The organism is Desulfurella multipotens, from assembly GCF_900101285.1.
GTDB lineage: Bacteria > Campylobacterota_A > Desulfurellia > Desulfurellales > Desulfurellaceae > Desulfurella > Desulfurella acetivorans.
Genome location: NZ_FMYU01000003.1, coordinates 128,650 through 154,296, shown reverse-complemented (window position 1 = coordinate 154,296; position 25,647 = coordinate 128,650). Strand labels below are relative to the sequence as shown.

At 30.3% G+C, this 25,647-nt stretch carries 26 protein-coding genes and 2 tRNA genes; 8 read left to right on the top strand and 20 right to left on the bottom strand.

The genetic code is table 11. The features are described 5' to 3' along the window. From pstS to BLQ93_RS02820, 9 genes are all read right to left on the bottom strand, one after another. On the bottom strand, positions 1 to 872 hold an 872-nt coding region (pstS, locus tag BLQ93_RS02860; RefSeq protein WP_092128050.1), incomplete at its 3' end, for a phosphate ABC transporter substrate-binding protein PstS. Between the two features lie 97 nt (positions 873 to 969). Beyond that, positions 970 to 1,437 (bottom strand): TlpA family protein disulfide reductase, encoded by a 468-nt coding sequence (locus BLQ93_RS02855; RefSeq protein ID WP_092128049.1) that lies wholly within the window; start codon positions 1,435 to 1,437, stop codon positions 970 to 972. Positions 1,438 to 1,503: 66 nt separating this feature from the next. Continuing rightward, on the bottom strand, positions 1,504 to 2,406 hold the full coding sequence (locus BLQ93_RS02850; protein WP_092128047.1) for a protoglobin domain-containing protein: 903 nt from the start codon (positions 2,404 to 2,406) through the stop codon (positions 1,504 to 1,506). Positions 2,407 to 2,483: 77 nt separating this feature from the next. After that, entirely contained in the window at positions 2,484 to 2,975 is a 492-nt protein-coding gene (locus BLQ93_RS02845; protein WP_025392065.1) for an SCP2 sterol-binding domain-containing protein, read from the bottom strand. Between the two features lie 98 nt (positions 2,976 to 3,073). Then, a complete protein-coding gene (locus BLQ93_RS02840; RefSeq protein WP_025392066.1) occupies positions 3,074 to 4,072 on the bottom strand; it encodes a glycosyltransferase family 2 protein in 999 nt (332 codons plus the stop codon). Beyond that, complete coding sequence (locus tag BLQ93_RS02835; protein WP_092128046.1) at positions 4,065 to 5,312, bottom strand: flippase; 1,248 nt, start codon at positions 5,310 to 5,312, stop codon at positions 4,065 to 4,067. The genes BLQ93_RS02840 and BLQ93_RS02835 overlap by 8 nt, the downstream gene beginning before the upstream one ends. Positions 5,313 to 5,321: 9 nt before the next feature. Beyond that, complete coding sequence (locus BLQ93_RS02830; RefSeq protein WP_025392068.1) at positions 5,322 to 6,698, bottom strand: mannose-1-phosphate guanylyltransferase/mannose-6-phosphate isomerase; 1,377 nt, start codon at positions 6,696 to 6,698, stop codon at positions 5,322 to 5,324. A gap of 70 nt (positions 6,699 to 6,768) precedes the next feature. Beyond that, complete coding sequence (locus tag BLQ93_RS02825) at positions 6,769 to 7,488, bottom strand: LytR/AlgR family response regulator transcription factor (RefSeq protein WP_092128044.1); 720 nt, start codon at positions 7,486 to 7,488, stop codon at positions 6,769 to 6,771. After that, entirely contained in the window at positions 7,481 to 9,208 is a 1,728-nt protein-coding gene (locus tag BLQ93_RS02820) for a sensor histidine kinase (protein WP_216818725.1), read from the bottom strand. Before BLQ93_RS02820 ends, BLQ93_RS02825 begins: the two co-directional genes overlap by 8 nt. A gap of 189 nt (positions 9,209 to 9,397) precedes the next feature. Here BLQ93_RS02820 and BLQ93_RS02815 point away from each other — a divergent pair, with 189 nt between their 5' ends. Then, positions 9,398 to 10,273, top strand: a complete 876-nt coding sequence (locus tag BLQ93_RS02815; protein WP_092128042.1) for an energy transducer TonB — start codon at positions 9,398 to 9,400, stop codon at positions 10,271 to 10,273. Here BLQ93_RS02815 and BLQ93_RS02810 read toward each other — a convergent pair. The 4 genes from BLQ93_RS02810 to BLQ93_RS02795 all read right to left on the bottom strand — a co-directional run bounded on the left by BLQ93_RS02810 (position 10,239) and on the right by BLQ93_RS02795 (position 12,379). Continuing rightward, positions 10,239 to 10,820: a ribonuclease HI family protein gene (locus BLQ93_RS02810; RefSeq protein ID WP_092128040.1), complete on the bottom strand. Its 582-nt coding sequence runs from the start codon at positions 10,818 to 10,820 to the stop codon at positions 10,239 to 10,241. The two genes, BLQ93_RS02815 and BLQ93_RS02810, sit on opposite strands and share 35 nt — an antisense overlap. Beyond that, the gene (locus tag BLQ93_RS02805; RefSeq protein WP_092128038.1) at positions 10,817 to 11,521 is read right to left on the bottom strand and encodes a zinc ribbon domain-containing protein; all 705 of its coding nucleotides are present in this window, start codon (positions 11,519 to 11,521) and stop codon (positions 10,817 to 10,819) included. The genes BLQ93_RS02810 and BLQ93_RS02805 overlap by 4 nt, the downstream gene beginning before the upstream one ends. An 11-nt stretch (positions 11,522 to 11,532) precedes the next feature. Continuing rightward, positions 11,533 to 12,315 (bottom strand): Nif3-like dinuclear metal center hexameric protein, encoded by a 783-nt coding sequence (locus BLQ93_RS02800; protein WP_025392074.1) that lies wholly within the window; start codon positions 12,313 to 12,315, stop codon positions 11,533 to 11,535. Further along, positions 12,304 to 12,379: transfer RNA gene (locus tag BLQ93_RS02795), tRNA-Ile, on the bottom strand. The genes BLQ93_RS02800 and BLQ93_RS02795 overlap by 12 nt, the downstream gene beginning before the upstream one ends. Positions 12,380 to 12,562: 183 nt before the next feature. Between BLQ93_RS02795 and BLQ93_RS02790 the strand changes: the two genes are divergently transcribed. Next, complete coding sequence (locus BLQ93_RS02790; RefSeq protein ID WP_092128036.1) at positions 12,563 to 13,348, top strand: enoyl-CoA hydratase-related protein; 786 nt, start codon at positions 12,563 to 12,565, stop codon at positions 13,346 to 13,348. A 1-nt stretch (position 13,349) separates the two neighbouring features. Further along, positions 13,350 to 14,063: an enoyl-CoA hydratase/isomerase family protein gene (locus BLQ93_RS02785; protein ID WP_025392076.1), complete on the top strand. Its 714-nt coding sequence runs from the start codon at positions 13,350 to 13,352 to the stop codon at positions 14,061 to 14,063. Position 14,064: 1 nt separating this feature from the next. Here the strand turns inward: BLQ93_RS02785 and BLQ93_RS02780 are convergent. Beyond that, positions 14,065 to 14,140, bottom strand: a tRNA-Gly gene (locus BLQ93_RS02780). Between the two features lie 89 nt (positions 14,141 to 14,229). On the opposite strand from BLQ93_RS02780, the gene BLQ93_RS02775 reads away from it, so the two are divergent. The 5 genes from BLQ93_RS02775 to BLQ93_RS02755 are packed head-to-tail and all read left to right on the top strand — an operon-like array spanning position 14,230 to position 19,606. Beyond that, complete coding sequence (locus BLQ93_RS02775; RefSeq protein ID WP_025392077.1) at positions 14,230 to 15,771, top strand: DUF445 domain-containing protein; 1,542 nt, start codon at positions 14,230 to 14,232, stop codon at positions 15,769 to 15,771. Positions 15,772 to 15,780: 9 nt separating this feature from the next. After that, a complete protein-coding gene (gene ychF / locus BLQ93_RS02770; protein WP_092128034.1) occupies positions 15,781 to 16,845 on the top strand; it encodes a redox-regulated ATPase YchF in 1,065 nt (354 codons plus the stop codon). Beyond that, complete coding sequence (locus BLQ93_RS02765) at positions 16,842 to 17,789, top strand: bifunctional riboflavin kinase/FAD synthetase (protein ID WP_092128032.1); 948 nt, start codon at positions 16,842 to 16,844, stop codon at positions 17,787 to 17,789. Before ychF ends, BLQ93_RS02765 begins: the two co-directional genes overlap by 4 nt. A gap of 9 nt (positions 17,790 to 17,798) precedes the next feature. Continuing rightward, positions 17,799 to 19,241, top strand: a complete 1,443-nt coding sequence (locus BLQ93_RS02760; protein WP_092128030.1) for a menaquinone biosynthesis decarboxylase — start codon at positions 17,799 to 17,801, stop codon at positions 19,239 to 19,241. An 11-nt stretch (positions 19,242 to 19,252) separates the two neighbouring features. Next, the gene (locus BLQ93_RS02755; protein ID WP_092128028.1) at positions 19,253 to 19,606 is read left to right on the top strand and encodes a carboxymuconolactone decarboxylase family protein; all 354 of its coding nucleotides are present in this window, start codon (positions 19,253 to 19,255) and stop codon (positions 19,604 to 19,606) included. Here the strand turns inward: BLQ93_RS02755 and radA are convergent. From radA to BLQ93_RS02725, 6 genes are all read right to left on the bottom strand, one after another. After that, positions 19,587 to 20,867, bottom strand: a complete 1,281-nt coding sequence (gene radA, locus BLQ93_RS02750; protein WP_092128026.1) for a DNA repair protein RadA — start codon at positions 20,865 to 20,867, stop codon at positions 19,587 to 19,589. The genes BLQ93_RS02755 and radA overlap by 20 nt on opposite strands. Next, positions 20,864 to 22,165, bottom strand: a complete 1,302-nt coding sequence (locus BLQ93_RS02745; RefSeq protein ID WP_092128024.1) for a UDP-glucose dehydrogenase family protein — start codon at positions 22,163 to 22,165, stop codon at positions 20,864 to 20,866. Before BLQ93_RS02745 ends, radA begins: the two co-directional genes overlap by 4 nt. Before the next feature lie 27 nt (positions 22,166 to 22,192). After that, a complete protein-coding gene (gene speE, locus BLQ93_RS02740) occupies positions 22,193 to 23,035 on the bottom strand; it encodes a polyamine aminopropyltransferase (RefSeq protein ID WP_092128022.1) in 843 nt (280 codons plus the stop codon). 66 nt (positions 23,036 to 23,101) lie between these two features. Further along, entirely contained in the window at positions 23,102 to 23,668 is a 567-nt protein-coding gene (locus BLQ93_RS02735; protein WP_092128020.1) for a 2-oxoacid:acceptor oxidoreductase family protein, read from the bottom strand. A gap of 11 nt (positions 23,669 to 23,679) precedes the next feature. Then, positions 23,680 to 24,501, bottom strand: coding sequence for a thiamine pyrophosphate-dependent enzyme (locus tag BLQ93_RS02730; RefSeq protein WP_025392086.1), 822 nt, complete (start codon positions 24,499 to 24,501; stop codon positions 23,680 to 23,682). Continuing rightward, complete coding sequence (locus BLQ93_RS02725; protein ID WP_025392087.1) at positions 24,498 to 25,640, bottom strand: 2-oxoacid:acceptor oxidoreductase subunit alpha; 1,143 nt, start codon at positions 25,638 to 25,640, stop codon at positions 24,498 to 24,500. The genes BLQ93_RS02730 and BLQ93_RS02725 overlap by 4 nt, the downstream gene beginning before the upstream one ends. Positions 25,641 to 25,647: the final 7 nt, after the last annotated feature.

The following is a 25,647-nucleotide window of genomic DNA, read 5'->3' as shown; positions in this document are numbered from 1 at the left end:
AATGTAGGTTTTTTAGGAATAAGCACAAATGTGCCAGATACTATAGGCCATGTGTTTACACCAGGCTGATATGCTAGAGATTGACAAAAACCGTTTTGAGGAGCCCACTGTGCTTTTGCTGCAGCTTCTTTGAAGGCTGCTATGCTTGGTATAACCCATTTACCTGCTTTGTTTTGTAATTCTACGCTTGTTAGATGATTTTGTAGCCAGAATGCATACTCAACATAGCCAATCGAGCCTTTTATCTGCTTTACATAGTTTGACACACCCATATTGCCTTTTCCGCCAACGCCTACTGGCCAGTTTACAGATAAGCCGTAATGAACTTTTTCATTCCAAGCTTTGCTAATCTGACTTAGCCAGTAAGTAACATTCCAGTTTGTACCAGAACCATCCGCTCTATGAACTACAGTAATAGGAATATGCGGCAATCTCAAGCCAGGATTATCTTTTTCGATTTGTGGATCATTCCAATATTTAATCTCTCCCATAAAAATTTTTGGTACAACTGCATTTGATAGTTTAAGCTGATTGTCTTTCAAGCCAGGAATATTTACAACTAGCACTATACCGCCAACTAAAGAGGGAAACTGTAGTAGATTTTTTTTATTTAACTCTTGCTCTGATAAACACATATCTGTGCCACCAAATGCCACTACACCCTGACTTACCTGCTGTATGCCTGCACCTGAGCCTACACCTTGATAATTCACTTTGTTGCCAGTAGCTTTCTCGTACTCATAAGCCCATTTTGTATAAACTGGATAAGCAAACGTAGAACCAGCTCCGTTAATATTTGTAGCATAAGAATTACCAAACCACGAAAAAACCAAAAACAATGTAGCAAAAAAAATACTTTTAAAATAACTCATACGCCCCCCACAAAGCAAATTTTTATCTGCTGCAAACGTATTGTATATTAAAAGTTGTTAATTAAACATCAAAGAATTGTAAAATTTTTGTAAAGTTCTATTGCAAGGATTTAATTATTTCAATAAAATCACTTTCGCTAATTTTGCCAGGTACTCTAACCCTTGGAATACCTTTTTTGTCTATAAAAATACTTGTAGGTGTTGCAAAAATCCCTCCAAGAGGCGTAGTTTGTGAATAATTTCCCCAATAAAGAGGGTACTTAACGCCAAATTGAGAAGCAAAAGCTCTAATTTGATCAACATGATCAAAAGGATCAACACCAATTACTACCACATTCTTTTGGTTTTTTCCATATAATTCATAAAGCTTATTTAATGTTGGCACTTCTTTTTGACAATAATAGCAACCAACATCAAAAAAGGTCATTACAACAATCTTACCTTTAAAATTGTCAACATTTGTTTTTTGACCATTTATGCCTACTAATTCCAGATTAAACGCAAACGCATTACTTGTTGTAATTAAAAAGATTAACAAAGTAAAAAAAATTTTTTTGAAATTCATAATGGATCCTCCCTTTCTAAATATGAAAGGTATCACAAATAAATAGAAAAATCAATTACTGATTTCTTATTGTTTTTTTTGTTCACTTAGGTTCATTAACCAATATACAATTCCCAAAACCAGTACAAGCAAACCAAGTATAGCCACTTCTTCTGACTTTTGGGGTTCAAGTGAAAATATTAAAATTTTTCGCAAAAGAGCTGCCATTGCAAGACTTATAAATACATTTAAAGCAAATTTTTTACCCTTTAATCTTTTGACTTCTTCTTCTAAAAGCTCTCTTACAGTCCACAAAATTAACATAGCACCAAGTATGTTAATTACCGTATGTTCAAACGAAGAATTAGAATTAAGTAAAAATTTAAATATATCGGATACAAACAAGAAAAATATCAATAGACTTGTCAATACAAGCAAACTAACTAAACCGACATCAAAAAAATACGATAATCTCGAGCTCAACCTAACTATATTAGTTTCTATTTTGCTTTTTGCAACATAGAATTGATTTTCGTCAATATATGAACTTGTCATTATATCTAAATTTATATCTAGTATTTTATCAATTGATAGTTTAAGTTCTTCTTGTCTATGATATACATCATAATTTTCTAATACAATGCTGTGTAAAAAAGATCTAATAAAATTCATAGTAGCACTTACATAATGTGAAGGTAGTCCTATTTGAGCATGCACTTCACCTATTTTTTTAATCTTTCTTAAATAATCTTCATTGAATTGTGCATTAAATAAATCCAAAAACCATAATTTTAATTTCTCTTTATGACGATTTTTAATTTCTTCGCTTGATAAAAATTTGCTATAGTTATCAAAATTAGATATAAATTTATGAAGTTCTTCTACAAAACTATTAGCATTTTTCTTTGCCAAATCTTTTAAGCTTGCTAAATTTGATATGTCATCATCCGTCAAGTTATATATTTGAATAACCTTTTCCAAAGTTCCCATACGGTTTAATTATTGTAAAAAAAATGGATTTGTCAATATTTTAGCTGCCCGCTGTAATTGCAGGCAGCTAAAATATTTTAAGGGCATGATTCGCTATAAGGAACTTTACCTAAACCTATCAAAAAAGCTTTAAAAGGTGCAATAAATTGCATTGCTTCGCCTTTTGACCCTATAAAAGTCATTTTAGAAAACATTCCTATATTCATAAAACCAAAATTACCTGCTGCTAAAGATTTCCAATTTTGAGTTGTAGCATACATTGTAAACTCTGGATGGGGGTCTTTTTGAGCACCACCATAAATACATACTGCTTTTCCGTTTTCATTTTTAATTTCGACTTCTGAAATTATTTTTGGGTTACAATCTTGCCTATAAAAAGCTATGGTTTTGTAACCTTTTTCCTTATTAACATTGTATTTCGACCATTCTGCCATGGTAGTCTGCAGATGCTCGTTCCAATAAGAACAAAATTCTTTTGTCCAACTAGCACTCATCCAGGGTTGTTCCGCTAAAGATAAAGAACATGAAATCAACAAAATAAATGCACTTAACACAAATCCTTTAAACATCAACACCTCCAAAAAATGATAAATTTATTTAACTAGATTAATAATATATAACTAAATAATCTTGTCAATAAAAAAATACAAATAATTCCAAATTATATTTAAAGTTTTGGTGGTTTTGACTTGTTTGTAAAAAACCACTTAAGAGATCTTAGTAAATCAAACAAAAAAGGCACATAGAAACTAATAATCTTAATAATATTTTTTGGATAGAAAATTATTCTAAAACCTTTTTTATCTTCTTTATGTAGCCTTTTTACAAATGTTATAAATGCACTTTTATTTTTTGCCAGCAGAATTTTACTGAGCATTTTGTTGTATCTATCTAAAAGCATTGTATTTTTCCATTTTAAAAGTTGTTTTTTATCAAAACCAAGTCCAAGAGCATATCTATATGGAGATTTAATAAATTCTAAACTATCAAAGAGTTTATCTATATCAGATAACATAGAAACATTATTTTCATGGAGCCTCCATGTTGCAATAACTTTATTAGACAAGATAACATTTCCAAGAAGACATAATCTTAAAAAAGATTCTACGTCTTCATTTATAATATCATGTTTATAAAAACCAATTTTTACAGCAGCCTGTCTTAAATAAAGCGTTGCTGAATGAAAATAAGGTATTTTGTTCCAGTTTAAAAAAACATAAAAACCATTTATGCATGTTTCTTCTTTGCGCTTATATGTAATTTTTGAATCATCAAAAACAGTTTCAGCGAGTGCCATTACCATAACTATATTTGCGCATTCCTGTTTGTGATAAAAATTTATCTGGTTAACCATAAAAGAAATTGCATCAGTTGCAATTAAATAATCGTCACCATCTAAATTTAGCACATATTCACCTGTTGCATATTCATACAAAAGTTTTCTATGATTTGCTACCCTGCCAATGTTTTTTTCATTTCTATAATACTTTAGGCGTTTATCATTATATTCTTTTACAATTTGACGCGTATCATCCAAAGATGCATCATCTGAAACTATAACTTCTAAATTTGGATAATCCTGATTTAAGGCAGAATCAATTGCTTGTTTTATATATTTTGCCTGATTGTATGCTGGTATGGCAATTGTAACTTTTGGTTTATCCATTTTTTATCCTCAATATTTTGTTTAAAACCAATATAAATAATATAAATTCGGTAAGCGAAAACGCAATACTTGCCCCCAAATCTTTTAAAAAGTATCCAAGAATTAAGCAAATTATTATATCAAATATTGATACAAATACAATGCTTTTTGTAAAATACCTTTCAAAGTTTAAATTTATAAGCCCAATCGTACCAAATAAATAATTAAAACTACCAAATAATATAACAAAACTTAAAACTCTCATATCGATTACAGCTTCAGGCATAGGCTTTGCAGAAATAATCTTTATTATAAAGCCTGAAAATACAAAAACAAATAGCATTATTAAAAATAAAATCAAAACATAGTATCTTGCGATAGAAAATAAATTTTTAACAGCATCTTTTTTTGATATATTGTGATATTTTTTTGATAGATGAGGATATAGGCTTTGACCAATAGGACTCATTAAAGCTTGCAAACTCATAACAATTTTTGAAGTTAAAGCATAATAGCCCACAGCTGTATTTGTAGACACAAGACCTAAAAAAAAGGTATTTGCATTTCTATAAATGTTTGTTGATATTATTGCCAAAAATAAATGCCAGCCTTCTTTTAACCGATGTTTTATATTTTCAAAACTGAAAGTCAAACTAATATTAAATTGTTTTATGGCAATATAAAAAGCTATTAAACCACCAATTAAAAAACCTAATGAATTGATTAATGGTACATATAAATAATCTTTTTCTTGTTTAATAAAAACAAATATACACAGTGTAAAAATAAGTTTTATAAGAATGTTTGTAAGCGTAATATATTTCATTTTTTCTAAACCTTGAAAAAGCCAAACTGGAAACAACATTTGCCCAATTAGCACTAAAAGTGAAAAATAAAATATCTCATATTCATTATAAAATTTTTTGAAACTAAAGATTATAATTGTAGAAATAATCATACTAAAAATCACGAAAGCTAACTTTACATACAAAACAGATGAAAAAATTTCTGAAATTTTTTTAGAATCATTACGGTTTATCGATATTAGTTTAGTCGCAGATAAACTGAATCCATAATCTGTAAAAATAACAAAATATGCGGCAAACGACTGAGCAAATGCAACGAGACCATATTTATCAATACCAATCGTCCTTACCAGGTAAGGGATAGTGATAAAAGGCAAAATATAGTTAGCACCTTGCATTAAACCTAAAAAAATTATATTTTTAAAAACTAACTTTTTATCTTCGCTTAAACGCATTTTATCAAATCAGCATCTCTTAAAATCGTCTTCAACCCTTATAATATCATCTTCTCCTACATACTCACCAACTTGAGCTTCTATAATTACCAAATCAATTTTACCGGGATTTTCTAATCTATGAAGCTCGCCAATTTTGATATATGTAGATTCATTTGGTCTTAATATAAATTCTTTATCACCAACGCTCACCTGGGCTGTACCAGACACAACAATCCAATGCTCGCTTCTGTGTAAATGTTTTTGCAAAGAAAGCCTTTTTTGCGGTTTAACTACAATTTTCTTTATTTTGTAAAATCGGTTTTGTTCTAATAACGTATAATTGCCCCATGGTCTGTATACAGTTAAGTGAGCATCTGTTAATTCTGAGTTTTTAGTTTTAAGCATAGAAACTATATCTTTTACTTTCTGACCAGAACCCTTTTTCGATATAAGTAAAGCATCAGCAGTATCAACAATAATTAAATCTTCTACGTCTATTGCTCCTATTGTTCTTGAATTTTCTTCTATAATAAGGTTATTTTTCGAATTTATAAGTATTGAATTATTTCTTGTATTACCATTTTGATCTTTTTCTAAAACCTCATAAAGACTATCAAAACTACCCAAGTCGTTCCAGTCTATGTCAAAAGGCACAATTTTTAATTTTTTACTTTTTTCTGCTACAGCATAATCTATACTCTTCGATTCAATTTTTAGCATATCATCAATTTTTATTCTTACAGGAGAACAATTTTTTGCATTTTTCCATGCAGTATAAGATAACTCAAAAATTTCTTTTTCGTGCAGATTTAACTCTTCCAGATAAGTTTTTGCTTTAAAACAAAATATTCCACTATTCCAAAAGTAATTACCGTCTTCAATGTATCTTTTTGCAGTTTCTAAATCTGGTTTTTCTTTAAATTCTAAAACATTAAACCCATCAGCTTTTATATATCCATAACCAGTATTTGGGCTTGTTGGCTTTATGCCAAATGTCACAATATAATCCAACTTAGCAAGTTCTTTAGCTTTTTTTAAACTTTCATAATAATTATTAGACGCTTTAATGTAATGGTCAGCACTTGAAACGAGCACAAGTTGATCTTGTTCAACCATAAAACTAGCAAAAGCAACTGCTGGTGCAGTGTTTTTGCCAACTGGCTCAAGTATAAACTCCACATTATTCATACTTAAACCGATCTCTTCAATTTGATCAAGCGCTAAAAAATAATGAGATTCATTTGTTACAAATATAAATTTTTCAGCAAATTCTTTATTTCTTAATACAGTTAGTTGAAATAAAGATTTATTATCGAAAAGCTTTATAAACTGTTTTGGGTAAAGGCTTCTGCTAAGTGGCCAAAGCCTGGTACCAGAACCACCACACAAAACTACATTTACCATAAACCTCCCCTTTTTATCAAAATTTCCAAAACATTATAGAAATTGTGATACTAAAAAGTCAAATTATTTGTTAAAATAGTCCTAGTATATTTTTTAATTCTTTAATATTTGATTTACTTACAGGTATGCGAGTTTTATTTGCATCTTTAACTACAAGCCAGTAAGTGCTTTTAAACCATGGTATAATTTCTAATACATATTCCAAATTTACAATATAGCTTTTTTGAACTCTATAAAATTGAGAAAAATTTTGTAATTTTTCTTCAAGATGTTTCATAGAACTTTTAAAAATAAAAGTGTCTTCTTTTGTGAAAATTTCAACAAACCCTTCTTGAGATCTGGCAAATACAATTTCAGAAAAATCTAATAGATAAATTTTGCCTTTTTTTTCAACAGGTATTTTATTAATTTTTTTATTCTGCAATTCGTTTTTTTTGACAAAATTTTTAGCTTTTTCTAAAGCTTTTTGCAATCTAGAAGCACTGATTGGTTTTAGCAGGTAATCAATAGCATTTAATTCAAAAGCTTCAACTGCATAATTATCATAGGCTGTCGTAAAAATTATAGCAATATTTTGATTTTCCAACATTTTTAAAAGTTCTAAACCATTTATTTTTGGGATATTTATATCAATAAATACAACATTTGGCTTCAAGTTTTTTGCTAATTTTAGACCTTCAATACCATTTTGAGCACAACCTACAATTTCAATATCATTAAATAAATGCAATAGATAAGTCAACTCATCAATTGCTGGTTGTTCATCTTCTACAATTAAAGCTTTAAGCATGAGCGATCTCTGCAAGTGGCATTAAAAAGTGCACATTTGTGCCCTTACCTTCTCTTGTGTTTATATGAAGCCGCGATATATTGCCAAAAATAGACACAAGACGTTCATTAACATTTTTTATCCCTATTCCAGCACTATTTTGAGATTGAATATCGCTTTTATAATGAGTATCAAATAAATGTTGTAGCTTTTCCTGATTTATGCCAGGTCCATTATCAGTTACGCTAAAATGAATATATGAATCTTCTCTTTTAATTTTTATGGTTAAAACTAATTTTGATGTAATTAAAGGCATAGAATGTTTTATTGAATTTTCAACGAGAGGTTGCAAAATAAATGCAGGTATTTTTTCATTAAGCAAACTTTCGTCAATTTCTTCTTTAATCTCAATTTTACTACCAAAGCGAGCTTTTTCAATATAAAGGTATGATTTTATAATTTCTAATTCTTTTTCAATCGTAATAAAAGAACCAATATTTTTAAGGTTATATCTAAGATATTCGCTTAAATTAATCAAAATTTCTCTAGCTAATTGTGGATTTGTTCTGATAAAAGATATTACTGTGTTAAGCGTGTTAAACAAAAAATGTGGATTCATTTGAGAAGCAAGCGCAATTAGTTTTGCTTGAGAAGCTAGTTTTTTCTGCTCTTCAACTTGAGCTATTTCAATCTGATAAGAAATTAGCTGAGCAAGTCCTTTTGCAAGCTCTATATCTGTACTTGAGATAACTTTTCTGTTAACCTTCTTTTTCGCTCTATATAACTTTAAAGTGCCTATCGTATTATTAAAACATTTTAATGGAACAATTACAACACTATTTAACTGACACGTCTTGATTGAGCAACCTATTTCTTCTTTTGTCATTGCTATATTAATCTCTCCATTTAATATGCTGTTTTTTGTGGCGCTTGTTTGGATTGGCATAGAGCTTTTGTGATGGTCATCCCCAACTCCAACATGTGCAAGTATTTTACTAGTATCTGTCAAGGCTACCGCATCCAAATCCGTTGACTCGTAAATAATTTTTGCTGTATTGTATGCAGATACCTCATTTAATCCGTTTCGCAAAAAAGGTAGTGTTTTATTTGCTATCTCAAGGGATAATTTAGCAAGGGCTGCAGAGATATTTTCTTTTTCATCGAGGACAGATTTTACAATCATCATAAATACAGTTATACCAATAGCATTTGTAACTGTCATTGGCATACCTATATCGTTTACTAAATCAAGTGCCTTTGAATATGGTTTTGCAAATAACAAAATTACGCCCATTTGCATACTTTCTCCCAGTACACCAGCAAAAAAAGCCAACTCCCAAGGTATATATTCACCTTTGTAGTATTTGCGTATAAGACCGCCAAGCAATCCCTCTAATGCAGTAGAAATTCCGCATGTTGTGGCTGTAAAACCGCCAAGTGTTAATCTGTGCAATCCGGCAATCAATCCAGCACCAAATCCCACAATAGGTCCACCGATCAACCCTCCTACCATGGGACCAATAACTCTTGAATTAGCTATTGCATCTTTTATGGGCACTCCAGTATAAGTACCCAAAATACCAATACCAGCAAATATTAAAATTGCAAGAAGCAAATCAGTTTTTTTAACTTTTGCATTGTATAGAATATTCTTAAAAAATGAGGCTTTCGATAAAAAAAATGCCAATATTGCAATGATACTTAAGCGTTCAAACATTGTTAAAAGCAATGAATTTATCATATAAAACCCCTATTGAATTATATATAAATTAAAAAATTAAATCAAATATTTTAAAAAGGTTATTTTAAAAAAACCTCTTTAAATACTTTTAAAAATCTATATACTTACAAACTTGAGGTATTAAATGCCTTTTGCGAATTTTATGTGGTTTGATTTTTTTATAAATTTGATGGTATCTAAAAACAAAAAATGAAATTTTTATCTTTTGCATTTTCTCTAATACTGCATATTTTGCTTATAATTTTAATATATCTAATTATTTTTCATAGTAATAAAAAACCAGTAGCTAAACTTTCACCACCACTCTACCATGTAGATATAATACAATTACCGAAACAAGAACAAAATACGCAAGAAAAACAACCCCATATAATAGCTTCAAATATTAACAAAAAAGCAAGCTCAAAAATATACTCAAAAACAGAAAAAATACCATTAAAAAGCCTGCCTCAAACTAAAATGCAAAGTATGCCTCAAAAAACACAAACGCAAGAACAAAAAACTCCTAAAATAACCGAAACTCAAAACAAAGAAATTGTTAAAAACAACTTAGGCAATCAACAGTCAAAAGCTAATATGCCAAGTAAGCAAAATGTACAGCATTCCACTCCATATAAAATTTCTGGCAATTTATTTTCACAATCAAATAAAAACACGCCAAACATTAACCCAACACAAAATTATCAAGGTACAAGTAATGTAAGAGAATACGAAAGCCAAAACGCCAGGCAGGCAACTATTGAAATTGGAACAGAATCAATAAAGTATGTATCTTATATGAAATTACTTAAAGACAAAATTCAAAATGTGTGGGTGTATCCAGAGCAAGCTCGCCTTAAAAACCAGCAAGGAACATTACTTGTAGAATTTGGTATAAATAAAAATGGTTCTTTGGCTTACGCCAAAGTGATTCGCTCAAGTGGCTACCCTATTTTGGATGAAGCTGCAATTAAAGCAATCAAAGAAGCATCACCTTTCAATCCGCTCCCAGAAAGATTCGGTGTAGATAGGCTAAATATATACGCTACTTTTACTTATGAGCTTGTTTACCACTATGTTCAATAGCAGATTTTGCAAGCTTATCAGCTTGAGAATTTAAATTTCTACTTATATGTTTAATTTCAAAATGCTCAAATTTATCAATTAGAGATAAAACTTTTTGGTTTAGTCTTTTAAGGTGGTCTTGCTTTACAGCATATTTACCTAGCACTTGCTTTACAATAAGCTCTGAATCGGAAAAAACTTCTATTGATTTTACGCCTAAATCCAATCCAATCTCCAATGCCCTAATAAGGGCAGTGTATTCTGCTTCGTTGTTTGTTTTTTCACCAATGTATTCACTTACTGTTTTAATAATCTCTCCATTTTGCATGAAAACTATACCAATACCAGCGCTACCTGGATTATTACTTGAAGCACCATCTATAAAAACTGTAAGAGTTGTATCGAGATTGCTTAATTGATTTTTTTTGGCAAGGTAGTTGCATTTTTCAAGTTCTTCACATATTTGCTTTATCTTGCCAAAAAAATCATCAATTGAAATACCGAAGTAATCAGCAGTTTTTTCTACAGATTTAAATTCGCAAAATTTTTTTAATAGATTTAAATTCATTCTTTTTTGTAAAGTATTCTACCGCAATTTGGACAATAAACAATTTCATCAGTTTCTTCTACAAGGACGGATATCTGGGGAGGTAGTTTAATAAAACATCCATAGCAAGTTTCATTTTCTACTCTAACTACAGCACTACCTTTTGCCCAAAGTGATATTTTATTATACTTTGCCAATAAGTGAGGATTTATATCATTTAACATACTTTCTTTTTCTTTGTTTATTTGTTCAATTTTTTCGTCGACATCTTTTTTGAATTCAGCTAATTGAGCATCGAAATATTCTAACTTTTGTTTTACTTCGTCTATTTGTTGTTGAATCTCGCTTATTTTTTTATTTTTTTCATCTACTATTGATTGTATTTCTAAAATTTTATCTTCCAAAATACTTTTATTTGTTTTTGCAATAGTTATCTCACTGGATAAAGCTTCTGATTGTTTCTGATTTTGAATTGAATTACTTTTTTCATCAAGCTTTTCAAGCAGTGCTTCTTTTTCTTCTAATAAATTTTTCTTAAACTTTAAATCCTCTAATATCTCATTTAACTCATCTTGGAGCTGTTCCATATTTAATGTATGAGTAGTTATCAGTTCTTCCAAATTTTCCCTATCCTGAAGCTTTTTTGCAAACTCTGATTCAAGCTGATAAATTTGTTTATCATATTCTTGAATCTTTAAAAGCATCTCAATATCAGCATTCATTAACACCTCCTTTATATATAATCCCAAGGGATACGATCATTGGTACTCTTCAAAATCTTGACATTTAAATTTTTCAAACATTCAAAAAGGATATCCACAGACCATATTTCGGTATAAAAATGAGTTGCATCAATCATATTAATGCCATTTTCTTGTGCAAAAATAGCACTGTGGTGCTTAACATCACCAGTTATAAAAACATCAATATCGTAACTTTTAAGCTTATAAATATAATCTGCACAGCTCCCAGAACATATGGCTACTTTTTTTATGGGTTTGTTATGAGATGATACATACTTTAAAATTGGGATACCAAGGGTTTTTTTAACATAATCAATAAATTCACTAAATGTCTGTTCTTTTTCGATTTCGCTTATAAAAACAGGCTTGAGATTTTCTAACATGAAAGAGTTTTTTAATTGGAGTTTTTTACATAAATAGTTATTTAAACCTAATGGTGCAATATCTAAATTTGTATGAGCAGCATAAATACTTATTCTATCTTTTGTAGCATTATATAATACATTCTCTGGATAAAAATTATAATCAAAATTTTTAAGCGCCTGCAAAAATAAAGGATGATGTGAAATAATTAAATTACAATTGTTTTCTTTGGCTTCTTCAACAGTTTCTTTCCTTATATCCAAAGACAACAATATTCCACTTAGTATATCATGCTTGAATAAAACTTGAAAACCTGAATTGTCCCAACTTTCCTGGAAGGATAAAGGAAAATAACTTTCTAACGCTTCAATAACTTCAATAATAAACATCAAACTTTTTGGTGGGCCCACTAGGACTCGAACCTAGGACCAACCGGTTATGAGCCGGTGGCTCTACCAACTGAGCTATGGGCCCAAGCTGAGATAATTATAATAAGCAATAATTTTTTGTCAAGAATTTTTCTCTATATTCATAAAATAATTAAAAATTTAATTTTTATGTATTAAGTAAATTAGGCATTTACATCTCTTTACGTAAATGTAAATAAAATTTGACAAAATAAATTTTTTATAGTAATTAGTGCAAAAGGAGGTAAATATGAATTTTAACTTTTTTGAAGTACAACGTTTAGGTAATATTGAGCTTATTTCGTTTCTTAATGAAAAACACGCAAGTGCTCAAACATGGGAGTTTTTTACTGAACTTGTTGATTTGGTAAATGAAATAGAAAATGACAACAATATATTGATAGCAATATTTACAGGTAAAGGCAATCATTTTAGTGCTGGTTTGGATTTTAATGATTTTTTGAATCGTTTTGGATATTTAATTGGTAATAATAGCGAAAAATTATACGAAATAATAAAAACAATGCAAAAAGGCATGAATTTAATGTTTGATGGCAATAAAATTTATATAGCTGCAATTAATGGCTATTGCATAGGTGGAGGACTTGACTTCATAAGTGCTTGCGATTTTCGGTTTTGTTCCAGTGACGCAGTTTTTTGTTTGAAAGAAACGCAACTAGGCATAATAGCAGACCTTGGATCACTACAAAGACTACCTTACATAATAGGATTTAGCAATACAAAACAACTTGCACTAACAAGCGAAAATATTGATTCTGAAATAGCTTTAAAAATAGGGCTTGTGAGTGAGGTATTTGAAAATAAAGAAAAAATGATTAGTGAAGTAATAAAATTTTCACAAAATATAGCAAAAAATCCAAAAAATGCTATTTTTGGTTCAAAAAAGTATATTAACAATCTCTTAAAAAGTACAATTTTTACCCAATTGGATGACATTGCTAGATTTAACGCAAATAATTTAAACCTTAAAAATATAAAAAATAATTTGCCTAATATATTTAAAAAGGAGAGTTAAAATGGAAAGATTTTTAATAAAACAAAAAGAAAAAATAGCCTATATAATTATGAATAATAAAGAAAATAAACATGATATTGTATTTGCGAATGAATTTTTAGAAGCACTAAATTATTGTATATCTGATAAAACAATAAATTCAATAATTATAACTTCAAGTGATGAGAAAAACTTTTCTCAAGGAATAGATGTTGACTGGGTACATAAAAATTTGAAAGAAAAAAACTATGACATAGTAAAAAAATTTTTATACAAAATTAATGAAATTTTTGAAAAAATAATATTTTCTTGCGTACCAACTATTGCTCAAATTAATGGTCACGCCTTTGGCAATGGTGCATTGCTTGCATGTGCATGTGATTTTAGATTTTCAAGAAAAGATAAAGGTTTTTTTTGTTTTCCAGAAGTTGATATTGGCATACCCTTTTTGCCTTCAATGATAGAATTTTCCAAAAAAGCAATAAATTATCAATTCTACCAGCAAATCGTATTTACAGGTAAACGCTGCATTGCCGATGAACTTGAAAAGGAAGGTGTAATATTAAAAGCAGCAGCAAGTCTTGAAGAGTTAGAACTCACAACATTTGAGTTTGCTAAAACACTAAACAAAAACAGATCAATTTACCAAAAACTTAAAAACAGAATTTTTGCAAACATAAAAGAAGCCTTTGAAAAAGACAAACAATACATTGAAAACTTGGATATCTTTGTTTAAATGGAGCGGATGACGGGACTCGAACCCGCGACCTCAAGCTTGGGAAGCTTGCACTCTACCAGCTGAGTTACATCCGCAAATTAAACTACATAAACATATATATAATATATACTTTATTTGTCAAGTAATTTGATTTTATAAAACAAGTATTGTATAATTTTGCGCCATGAATGATAAAAAAAAGCTCGCCAATATTTTTCTTTTGAGTTCTATTGCTGTTTTTTTGATATGCCATATATTTGCAACTCAAAATCTAGTAATATATATTTTACAAAAAGTTTCAGAAGCTGCCGTTGTTGGAGGTTTTGCTGATTGGTTTGCTGTAAGTGCACTTTTTAGGCATCCACTTGGCTTAAAAATTCCACATACAAATATTATAGAAAACAATCGTCAAAAACTTATAGATTCCATATCAAAAACTGTGAGTGATACTTGGTTATCAAAAACTTATCTTACAGTTCAAATCAACAATATAAATCCTAGCGATATAATACTCAATCTATCAAAAAAACAACGCCATATCAATTCTTTAAAAAATTTTATAAGAAAATACATACTAAAAATTTTAGCTTTTACATATACCAAACAGTTTGATTCTGTGCTTCAAAAATACGTAGATACCTATATATACAAATTAAACCTTTATGATTTTTTTCAAAAAAACGCTAAAAATTTTTTTGAAAGTAATCTTTATCAAGAACTCTATAATTCTATAAGTACTAAAATAAAGCATTACATAACAAACATAAACAACAAAACAATTTGTGAATTAATTATTAAAGAAATAGATACTAATGTCGAAACAAAACTTTCTCAAACTTTAAAAAATATTGTCGACAAGAAATTGGATAGTATAATAGAAAACTTATGTGATTTTTTAGAATTATTAATAGAATATAATGCTGATACAATATCTAATTATATAGAAAATTTTATCGAAAGTTATAAAAATAAAACAATTTCGAAAGATATTATAATAACATTACTTGAAGGGTTTAATATTATAGATAAAAAAGCGCTCTCGCAGGATCTAATAGAACAACTTAAATCCCTTATTTTAGAAATAAAACAAAATAAAACCAATAAAATCAGACTTAGTATTAAAAATTACGCTACAAATCAAATATACGAAAACCAAACAAAAATTCATTCTTACATAATAGAATTTCTATATTCTATATTAAATCAAAATATAGATAAATTTAAAAACTATATTGTTAAGTATTTAGATAACGAAAATGCCTCAAGAAAAATTGCAAAATGGATTAACTGGTTTATTGATAGTGATATACTGTCAGAATTTTATAAACAAAATGAATTTAACATAAAAATGCTTATTTCAATCAAAATTCAAAAAAGTATAAAAAATGCTATAATACAAAACAAATCACTTATAACAAACAAAATAAACTTTGATAAGAACTTTAATTATATTTACAATTATTTAATAAATCAGCTTTTGCAACATAAAAATGAGTTTAATAATTTTGTAAAGAAAAAACTTATATACATTATGAAACAAAATCACTATTTGATTGGAAAAACTGTTAAACAATACTTAAATAACTTACAGCATGAACAATTAATCAATCAAATAGAATCAAAAGTTGGCAACGATTTACAATATATAAGAATAAATGGCTCAATTGTAGGTTCAATTATAGGATTTGTAATAGCAATAGCAAGTTTAATAATAAAAAAAATTTAGGAGTAGTAAATGGCTTTAGAATGCGGTATTGTAGGACTACCAAATGTTGGAAAATCAACTACATTTAATGCACTTTCAAAAGCAACTGCCAAAAGCTCTAATTTTCCATTTTGCACCATAGAACCAAATGTCGGCATAGCTATAGTCAAAGACGAGCGCATTGATGCGTTGGTAGATTTAGTTAAGCCAGCAAATGTAGTATACCCTACTGTAAAATTTGTTGACATAGCCGGACTAGTAAAAGGCGCAAGCAAAGGCGAAGGTCTTGGTAATCAGTTTTTATCTCACATAAGAGATGTAAATATAATAGTACACTTAGTAAGATGTTTTGAAGATGAAGATATTATACATGTAGAGGGTTCTATTGATCCAAAAAGAGATATGGAAATAATAAGCACAGAACTTATCTTATCAGATTTGCAAATTATAGAAAATAGGCTAGCTAAAGCAAAAAAAACAAACAAACAAGAAGCTGGCATTTTGGAAGAAATAAAGTTGAAATTAGAAAAAGGTGAGAGATTGGTTAATTTAAAAGCAGAAGAAGAAAATATTGCCAAAGAATTAAAGCTTATCAGTGCTAAAAAAGTTATTTATGTTGCAAATGTTGATGAAAAAAGCATAAATGGCAATAAATATACAGAAATTGTTGAAAAAATAGCAAGCCAAGAAAAAGCACCATTTATGATTATCTCAAGCAAAATAGAAGAAGATCTAGCACAAATGGAAGATGAGGAAAAAAAAGAATACCTAGAAATGCTGGGATTAAAAGAATCAGGTCTTGAAAAATTATCAAAGCTTAGCTATACATTACTTGATTTGATAACTTTTTTTACTGCCGGGCCAAAAGAAGTTAGAGGCTGGCCAATAAAAAAAGGCACGACAGCAAAAAAAGCTGCAGGAGAAATTCATTCTGATATTGAGCGTGGCTTTATCAGAGCAGAAGTTACAAGTTTTGACGATTATATAAAAAGTGGCGGTGAAAAACAGGCTAAAGAAATGGGACTTGTAAGGCTGGAAGGCAAAGATTATATAATCCAAGATGGTGATATAGTTTACTTCAGGTTTAATGTATGAAGCCAGTTGTAATTAGAAACCTAAATGACTTTCCAAAGCTGAGCTATACAATAGTAGCGCTTGGTAATTTTGATGGTATACATTTAGGTCACCAACAACTTTTAAAAAAAATTGAAGAAATAAAGCAAAAAACAAATGGAAAAACCGTTGTATTTACATTTTATCCACACCCACTAAAGATTATAAAACAGTATAATAATGCTTTCATTATGCAGTCGTTTAGAGAAAAATACGAAATCCTGTGTAAATTTGATGTCGATTATATTTTTTGTGCACGTTTTACAAAAGAATTTGCCATGCTTCATCCACAAGCTTTTGTTAAAAAATACCTTTGTGATGGTTTGAAAGCTAAAGAAGTATGCGTAGGCTACAACTATACATTTGGAAAACTTGCTTTGGGAAACACACTTTCTTTAAAGGAATATTCTCAAGAATATGGTTTTAAACTGCATATAATTCCTGCTTATAAAATTGACAATATTACTGTAAGTAGTTCAAAAATCCGAAAATTTCTCCAAAATGGCCAAATCGAACTTGCAAACCAATTTTTAGGCAGACTATACAGCATAAATGGAATTGTCAAAAAAGGTAAACAAAGGGGAAAATCGCTTGGCTTTCCAACTGCAAATATCTATTTTAATCGTCCACTTTTATTAAAAGAAGGTGTTTACGCAGGTTTTGCTAAAATAGATGATACTTATTATAAAGCAGCCATAAATATAGGCTCAAATCCAACATTTTCTGATGAAATCGTTCATCTTGAAGCCTATTTAATTGATTTTGATGGTGATTTATACAATAAACGAATCAATATATACTTTGTAAAATATATAAGGCAGGAAATAAAGTTTGATTCAAAAGAAAAACTTTTAGAACAAATAAAAAGCGATGTAGAAATTATAAATTCAAGTTGCAATAAAGACACGCTTGCTTGTGTTTTTTAGGAGGTTAAAATGATTTTTAAAGACTTACAAGACTATATAAATGCTCTTGAGAAAAAAAAAGAGCTATTGAGAGTTAAAATAGAAACAGACCCAATATACGAGATGGCTGAAATCGCAGATAGGCTTGTTAAACAAAAAGGCAAAGCAGTTTTATTTGAAAAACCAAAAGGTTCAAAAATACCTGTTGCGATGAATCTTTTTGGAACAATAGATAGAACACAATTTGCTTTAGGTGTTGAAAGCTTGGATGAATTGTCCCTAAGAGTAAAAGAGCTTATAAATATAGAAATTCCAACAAATTTTTGGGATAAACTAAGAAATATAATGAAATTCAAAGAACTTTCACATTATCTGCCAAAAATTGTTAAAAATGCACCTTGCCAGCAAGTTATTGAAGATGATGTAGATTTATTTAAATATCCGATCCTCAAAACATGGCCTCAAGATGGGGGAAGGTTTATTACACTTCCACTTGTTTTTACCAAAAACCCCATTACAAAAAAGCAAAATTGTGGCATGTATAGAATGCAAGTATTTGACAAAAATACGACAGGTATGCACTGGCATATACACAAAGATGGTGCTTACCATTTCAGCTACTACAAAAAAAATAAAATAAAAATGCCGGTTTGTGTATGCATAGGTGCAGATCCTATAACAATATATTCTGCTACTGCGCCTCTTCCAGAAGATATAGATGAAATGCTTTTTGCATCTTTTTTAAGAAAAGAAGGTATTGAGCTTGTAAAATCTTCACTTTGGGATGATATTTATGTACCTGCAAATGCAGAAATTGTTTTAGAAGGCTATGTTGACCCAGATGAGTTAATGCTTGAAGGTCCTTTTGGAGACCATACTGGATATTATTCTTTGGCTGATTACTATCCGGTTTTTCACATACAACGTATAACAAGAAAAAAAAATCCTATTTATCCTGCAACAATTGTAGGAAAACCACCCATGGAAGATGCATACCTAGGAAAGGCCACTGAACGCTTATTTCTACCAATCATACAAAAAATCTTGCCAGAAATTGTAGACATAAATTTGCCAATTGAAGGAATATTTCATAATTTTGCCTTTGTTTCAATAAAAAAGCAATTTCCTGGTCACGCATTTAAAGTAATAAATGCACTTTGGGGTTTGGGTATGATGAGTTTAACTAAAATTATTGTTGTATTTGATGATAATGTAGATGTGCAAAATATATCAGAGGTTATATGGAGACTGGGAAACAATATTGACCCACAAAGGGACATAATTTTCACAAAAGGACCTATTGATGTACTTGATCATGCATCAAATATAGCTCAAATGGGATCTAAAATGGGAATAGATGCAACAAAAAAATTAAAATCAGAAGGTTTTCTAAGAGATTGGCCAGACGATATAGAAATGCCAAAAGAAATAAAAGATCTCGTTGATAAAAAGTGGAGCAAATATTTTAAATAAAAGAGGTATCTATGAGACCTGACATGATAAAAAATGCACACGATTTAATAGCTGATATGCAAAAAAATTTTAAAGAAATCGACTTTCAATCAAAAGACACAGGCGAATCATTTAAAAACTTTTTAGATAAAGTATTTAAAGACAACCACCTTGACACAAAAACAAAGGCTTTAATAGCCATAGCTCTATCTGTCCTAAAACAGTGCAAGTGGTGTATAACATACAGTGTTAATTTAGCTTTAGAAAATGGCGCAACAAAAGAACAGATACATGAAGCTGGGTGGGTTGCGGTTTCCTTTGGCGGATTCAGTGCTTATACCTATATGCAAATATTAACTAAAAGTCTCAATGACCTTGCAAAATAGCTTTTAAAAGAGACTCAACATTTGGTGTATTTTCTTGTAAAAATAACTTTATATTTGAGCTGTTGAGTTTTTTGCGCAATACATCCGGCAATTTGATTTTTCTAATATTTCCCAAAAGATCAATTTCACCCAAAAATACATAGTTTTTTTGTATGATTATCTTTTTTAAAGATGATATAATACTTGCAGCTACAGCCATATCTACAAGTGTATTATTAATTTTAAAACCACCTATAACATTTAAATAAACATCATATTCTAAACTGGAAATCCCAAGGCGCTTTTCTATTACCGCCAAAAGCATATTTAAACGGTTTAAATCAAAACCCACGCTTGTCCTTCTTGGCATACCAAAAGGACTTCTCACACATAGTGCTTGGATTTCAACAAACATTAGGTAAGAACCTTCTAAAATTGCACCAATTGCTTTGCCTTCAGATTCTGTTGCATCTTCTATATATGTTAAAAATTCATCTTCAACTATTTTTAAACCGTTTTGAGTCATTTGAAAAATTACAACTTGCTCTGTACTTGCAAAACGATTTTTTGTAGCTCTAAGCAACCTGTGATTAAACTTTTCATCACTTTCCAAATAAAATACAGCATCAACTAAGTGTTCAAGTGCCTTTGGACCTGCAATTATGCCCTCTTTTGTTATATGACTTACTATAATTAGCGTTTTATTGTATTCTTTGGCTGTCTCAATTAGTTTTTGAGCACACAACCTAACCTGATTTATACTGCCAACATATGAATCAACTTCGCTTGAGTAAATTGTGTGAATGGAATCTATTATAAATATATTGTAATCCTGTTTTAAAGCAAAAACAATTTCATCCAAATCGTTTGATTCTAAAACCTGTATCTTACTATTTAATCTATTTGCTTTCAAACTTAACTGATTTGCTGATTCTTCTGCACTAATATACAATACGTTGTGATTATTTTCTAATAGATATTTGGATAATTGTAGCAATAGTGTAGATTTTCCAATTCCAGGAGAACCTGCTACCAAGTAAACACCGCCAGATACAAATCCACCACCTAAAAAATCATCGATTTGCTTATAGTTGGTTTTGTAATTAATGGTTTCCTTTAAATCTATCTCGTCTAATTTAACGATATTTAAACTGTGACTTTTATGCTTATTTTGTATTTCTTGTTTTAGCGTGTTCCATTCGCCACAATTTGGGCATTTCCCTGACCATTTTGTAGTTTTAAATCCACAATTTGAGCATACGTAGTAAGTTTTTTCTTTCATCTACCGATACTAAAACAAGTTTTTGCATATTTTTTTAGAATATTTTTTTCCCAGATGTTTCTTCCATCAATAACAATTTTATCTCTAAAACGTTTAAAATCAATGTTTTTAAACTCATCCCATTCAGTTACAAGAATTAATATGTCGCTTTTATCCAATGCCTCATATTTATCTTTTGTAATAATTAAATTTTTATTGGCAATAGGCAAACTTTTCACTATTGGATCATATGCAAATACAATTGCATTATTTTTTAACAATTCATTTATGATATTAAGTGAAGCAGCTTCTCTAATATCATCTGTATCAGGCTTAAATGCAAGTCCCCATAAAGCAACTTTAGCACCATTTAAATCAATATTTGATTGTTTTAATATTTTAATAGGCTTAATTTTTTGATTTTCATTTACTTTTATCACAGCATCTAAAATAGATGACTCAACATTGTATTTTCTAGATGTGTGTATTAAAGCTTTTACATCTTTTGGAAAACAGGAACCACCAAAACCTAAACCTGCTTTCAAAAAATATGGACCTATGCGTTTATCTAAACCCATACCTTTTGACACTATTTCTATATCTGCGCCAATTTTTTCACTTAGGTTCGCCATTTCATTTATAAATGAAATTTTTGTAGCCAAAAATGCATTTGATGCATATTTTATCATTTCAGCTGTTGGAAGATTTGTTATTATCATTGGAGGATTTAGTGTTGAATACAAAGAAGCAGTTTTAAGGGCTATATCCTTATCATCTGAGCCTATTACTATCCTATCGGGGTTCATAAAGTCTTCTACTGCTTTTCCTTCCCTTAAAAATTCTGGATTTGAAACAACGCAAAAATGTTTTTGCGGCTCTTTTAAGCCTTTTTTTAACAACTCATTTTCAAGTAATTTTGTAGCCCACCTACCTGTGCCAACTGGTACTGTAGATTTATTTACAATTATCTTAAAATCGTTTTCGTTTATATAAGATGCTATAGTTTTTAGTGCATCTTCAACAAAACTTAAGTCTGCAGAGCCGTCTGGTAAAGAAGGTGTACCAACTGCAATGAAAATAAAATCAGAATTTTTAATAGCATAACTATAGTCTGTTGTAAACTCTATATTGTCAGATTCTTCCGCTAATGCCACAATTTTATCAAGCTGAGGTTCATAAATTGGTATCTCGCCTTTTTTTAATTTTTCAATTTTTTCTTTATTTATATCAAGACAAATAACTTTATGACCAAGATATGCAAAACAACTGCCTGTAACTAAACCCACATATCCCGTACCCAAAATAGATATTTTTTCCATAAAAATCACCTTCTATATATAAAAAATTTATTTTATTAATTTTAAAACAAACTGCGGCAGAGCAAAACAAGCTTTATGAATTTGACTATTGTAGTATTTATATGAATTTGCATTTTTTTTGTATAATTCTTCATTAAAATAATCGTGCAAATCTATGTTTTTGTAGCCTATCGAAAATAACCACATACCCGAAGGATATGTTGGAATAAATGCACAATAATTGAGCGTGTTTAATCCAAAAGCTTTTTGCATATTTCTTCTTGATTTCAAAAACCAATCAGGGTTGTAATATGGATTTTCGGCTTGTGCAACAACTATACCATCATTATTTAAAATATTATAAACATTACTGTAAAATTCTCCACTAAACAAACCTTCCGCTGCTCCAAATGGATCTGTAGAATCAATAATAACTAAATCAAATTTTTCATTTGTATTTTTAACAAATTCTACACCATCGCCAATAATTATCTCAACGCGCTTGTCATTATAACCACAAGCAGTAAAATCTAAAAATTTCTTAGAGTTTTCCACTACAACTTCATCTATTTCGACTTCTATAATTTTATCAAAATCATATTTTGTTAACTCTCTAGCAGTTCCACCATCACCGCCACCAATAATTAATGCTTTGTTTCTATTCTTTAGTGACATTACAGCAGGGGCACTAATCATTTCATGATAAACAAACTCATCTTTTTGTGTAAGCATAACAAGACCATCAAGTAGCATTACTTTACCAAACTCGTAAGTATCAATAATATCAAGCCTCTGATATTTACTGATTTGAGTGTTTAATATTTCTTTTACCTTGAATGTTAACCCAACATTGTTGCCATATTTTTCTGTAAACCATATTTCTGGATCCATGCCACCTCCATTGATTAAAATAAAAAAGAAGGGTTATACCCTTCTTTTTTATTAAAAGTGTAAATTTTACTTTCCTTTTTCTGCTTTAAGTTTTTTTGCTATTTCAATGCCTGTCTCATATGCTTTCATGTTGAGATCTAAAAATGCAGGCGGTACTCTATCTGCTATGGCTTTTTTTACATTTTCTTTATCAAGAATGCCAGTTAATTCCACTGTCATACCTACTGCCAGTATATTCGCTGTAACTACATTCCCTATATCATATTTAGCAGTTTTTACGATTGGATAACCATAGACATCCCATTTTTTATGGTCTTCTTCCGGTACGTTAACAAGTCCGCTATCCACCAATACTATAGCACCTTCTTTTAAATCTTTTTTATACATATCGTATGTTCTCTGATCAAGTGCCAGCAAAAAATCAATATGTGTTGCTTCTGCAAATTGAATTGGCTCGTCTGAAATTATTACATCAGCTTTTGTTGGACCGCCTCGAACTTGAGATGTATATGTAGGAACCTGCGTAGCATACTTATTTTCATAATAGACTGCTGCTTCTGCAATTATAGTACCAGCAAGCATATTACCCTGTCCACCAATACCTACAAACCTTAACTCATAATGCAATCCCATATCAATCTCCTTTAAGCCTTTGCTTGAGCTTTTTCGATAAGCTCTTTGTAGCTTTGTGTATATTCTTTCTTTGTAGGATCGTCTACAAAAATTCCTGTTATGTATTTGCCCTCAAGCTCTTCTTTTGAAAGTTTTGCGGCTTTTGCTTGGCTTACCGTAACGCTTTTTATATAATCAACAAGCTTTACTGGATCTCCAAACTTGTTTCTCCTACCCCATTGTATATGGCAATTTGATAATGCATCAATAACACTTGTTCCTTTGTGCTCAAGCGCCTTTTTTATATAATTTTTAAGCATCACAGGCTCTGCGACCGAACCTCTTGCTACAAATGTTGCACCTGCGCCTTTGGCAAGTTCTACAACGTCAAATGTAGGATCAATATTTCCTCTTGGCATAGTCGAAGCTTTCGTACCAGTTGGTGTTAATGGTGAATACTGTCCACCAGTCATACCGTATATCCAGTTATCTACTACTATCAGTGTAATATCTATATTTCTCCTACAAGCATGTATAAAATGATTGCCACCGATAGCTGTCATATCACCATCACCTGAAAACACTATAACATGCATATCTGGATGGCACATCTTTATTGCTGTTGCAGCAGGGATTGCTCTTCCGTGCAATGTATGAAATGTGTGAAAATTTACGTATCCAGGACCCCTTGCAGAACATCCAATACCAGATACCATTGCAATGTCGTTATTATCCCATCCAAGCTCATCAATTGCAGTAAGTAAAGCTTTCAAAACTGTACCATTACCACAGCCAGGACACCAGTATAATGGCAATTTATCCATTCTTAGATATTTTGAATAATCAACACTCATTTAGATACCTCCTCAATTTTTTCGAGTATCTGCTGAGGCCTAATAGGAACTCCAGCGGCTTGCAAAACAGTAAATATTTCAGAGTTTCCTTTTGAGGCTCTTTGAACTTCGTATAGCATCTGACCTAAATTTATTTCACTTACTATAATTTTTTTAAATTTTTTACTTAGATCAAATACTTGAGCTTCAGGGAAAGGCCATACCGTAATTGGTCTAAACATACCTACTTTAATACCTTTTGACCTAGCCTCATCAATTGCAACTCTTGCTGCTGTTGCATTTGTACCATAAGCTATTACAAGGACATCAGCATCATCTACTCTATAATACTCAAAACTTTCAATGTCTTTTATATTGTTCATTATTTTGTTTATCATTCTTTCTTCATCTTCTTCAACTTTTTTTGAATCGACTGTTGGAAAACCCGTTTTATCTTTGTTTAAACCCGTCATATGAAATTTATATTTTCTCCAGTTTTCTTTATTTGGAAGAGGTGGAATTATACCAAAGCGTTCAACGTCATAAGGATAATATTCTTCTGGTGGAACAGTTGGTTGCGTTCTTTCAATAATCTCAAAATTTGATATATCAGGAATTTCAACCCTGCCGTGTAAATGTGCAAGTACAGCATCTGTTAACAATAATACAGGTGTTCTGTATTTTTCTGCTAAATTGAATGCCCTGATTGTTTCCGTATAAGTCTCTATCAAAGTTGATGGAGCAATAGCAATTATCATATGATCGCCATGTGTTCCCCAACGAGCCTGCATGTAATCAGCTTGAGAAACACGTGTTGGTAAACCCGTAGATGGCCCACCCCTCATTACATCAACAACAACGAGAGGTAATTCCATCATACAGGCAAGGCCTATTCCTTCTTGTTTTAAAGATAAACCTGGACCACTGGTTGCAGTCATAGATTTATAACCAGCATAACTTGCGCCAATTGCAGCAATTACACTTGCAATTTCATCTTCAAATTGCATAAATACGCCACCGACTTCAGGCATCCTTTTAGATAAATGTTCTGGTATCTCACTTGAAGGTGTTATAGGATATCCTGCATAAAACCTGCAACCAGCAGCTATTGCTGCTTCTGCTACTAATTCATTGCCGTTTGCTATTTCTACGTTAGACATTTTTCCT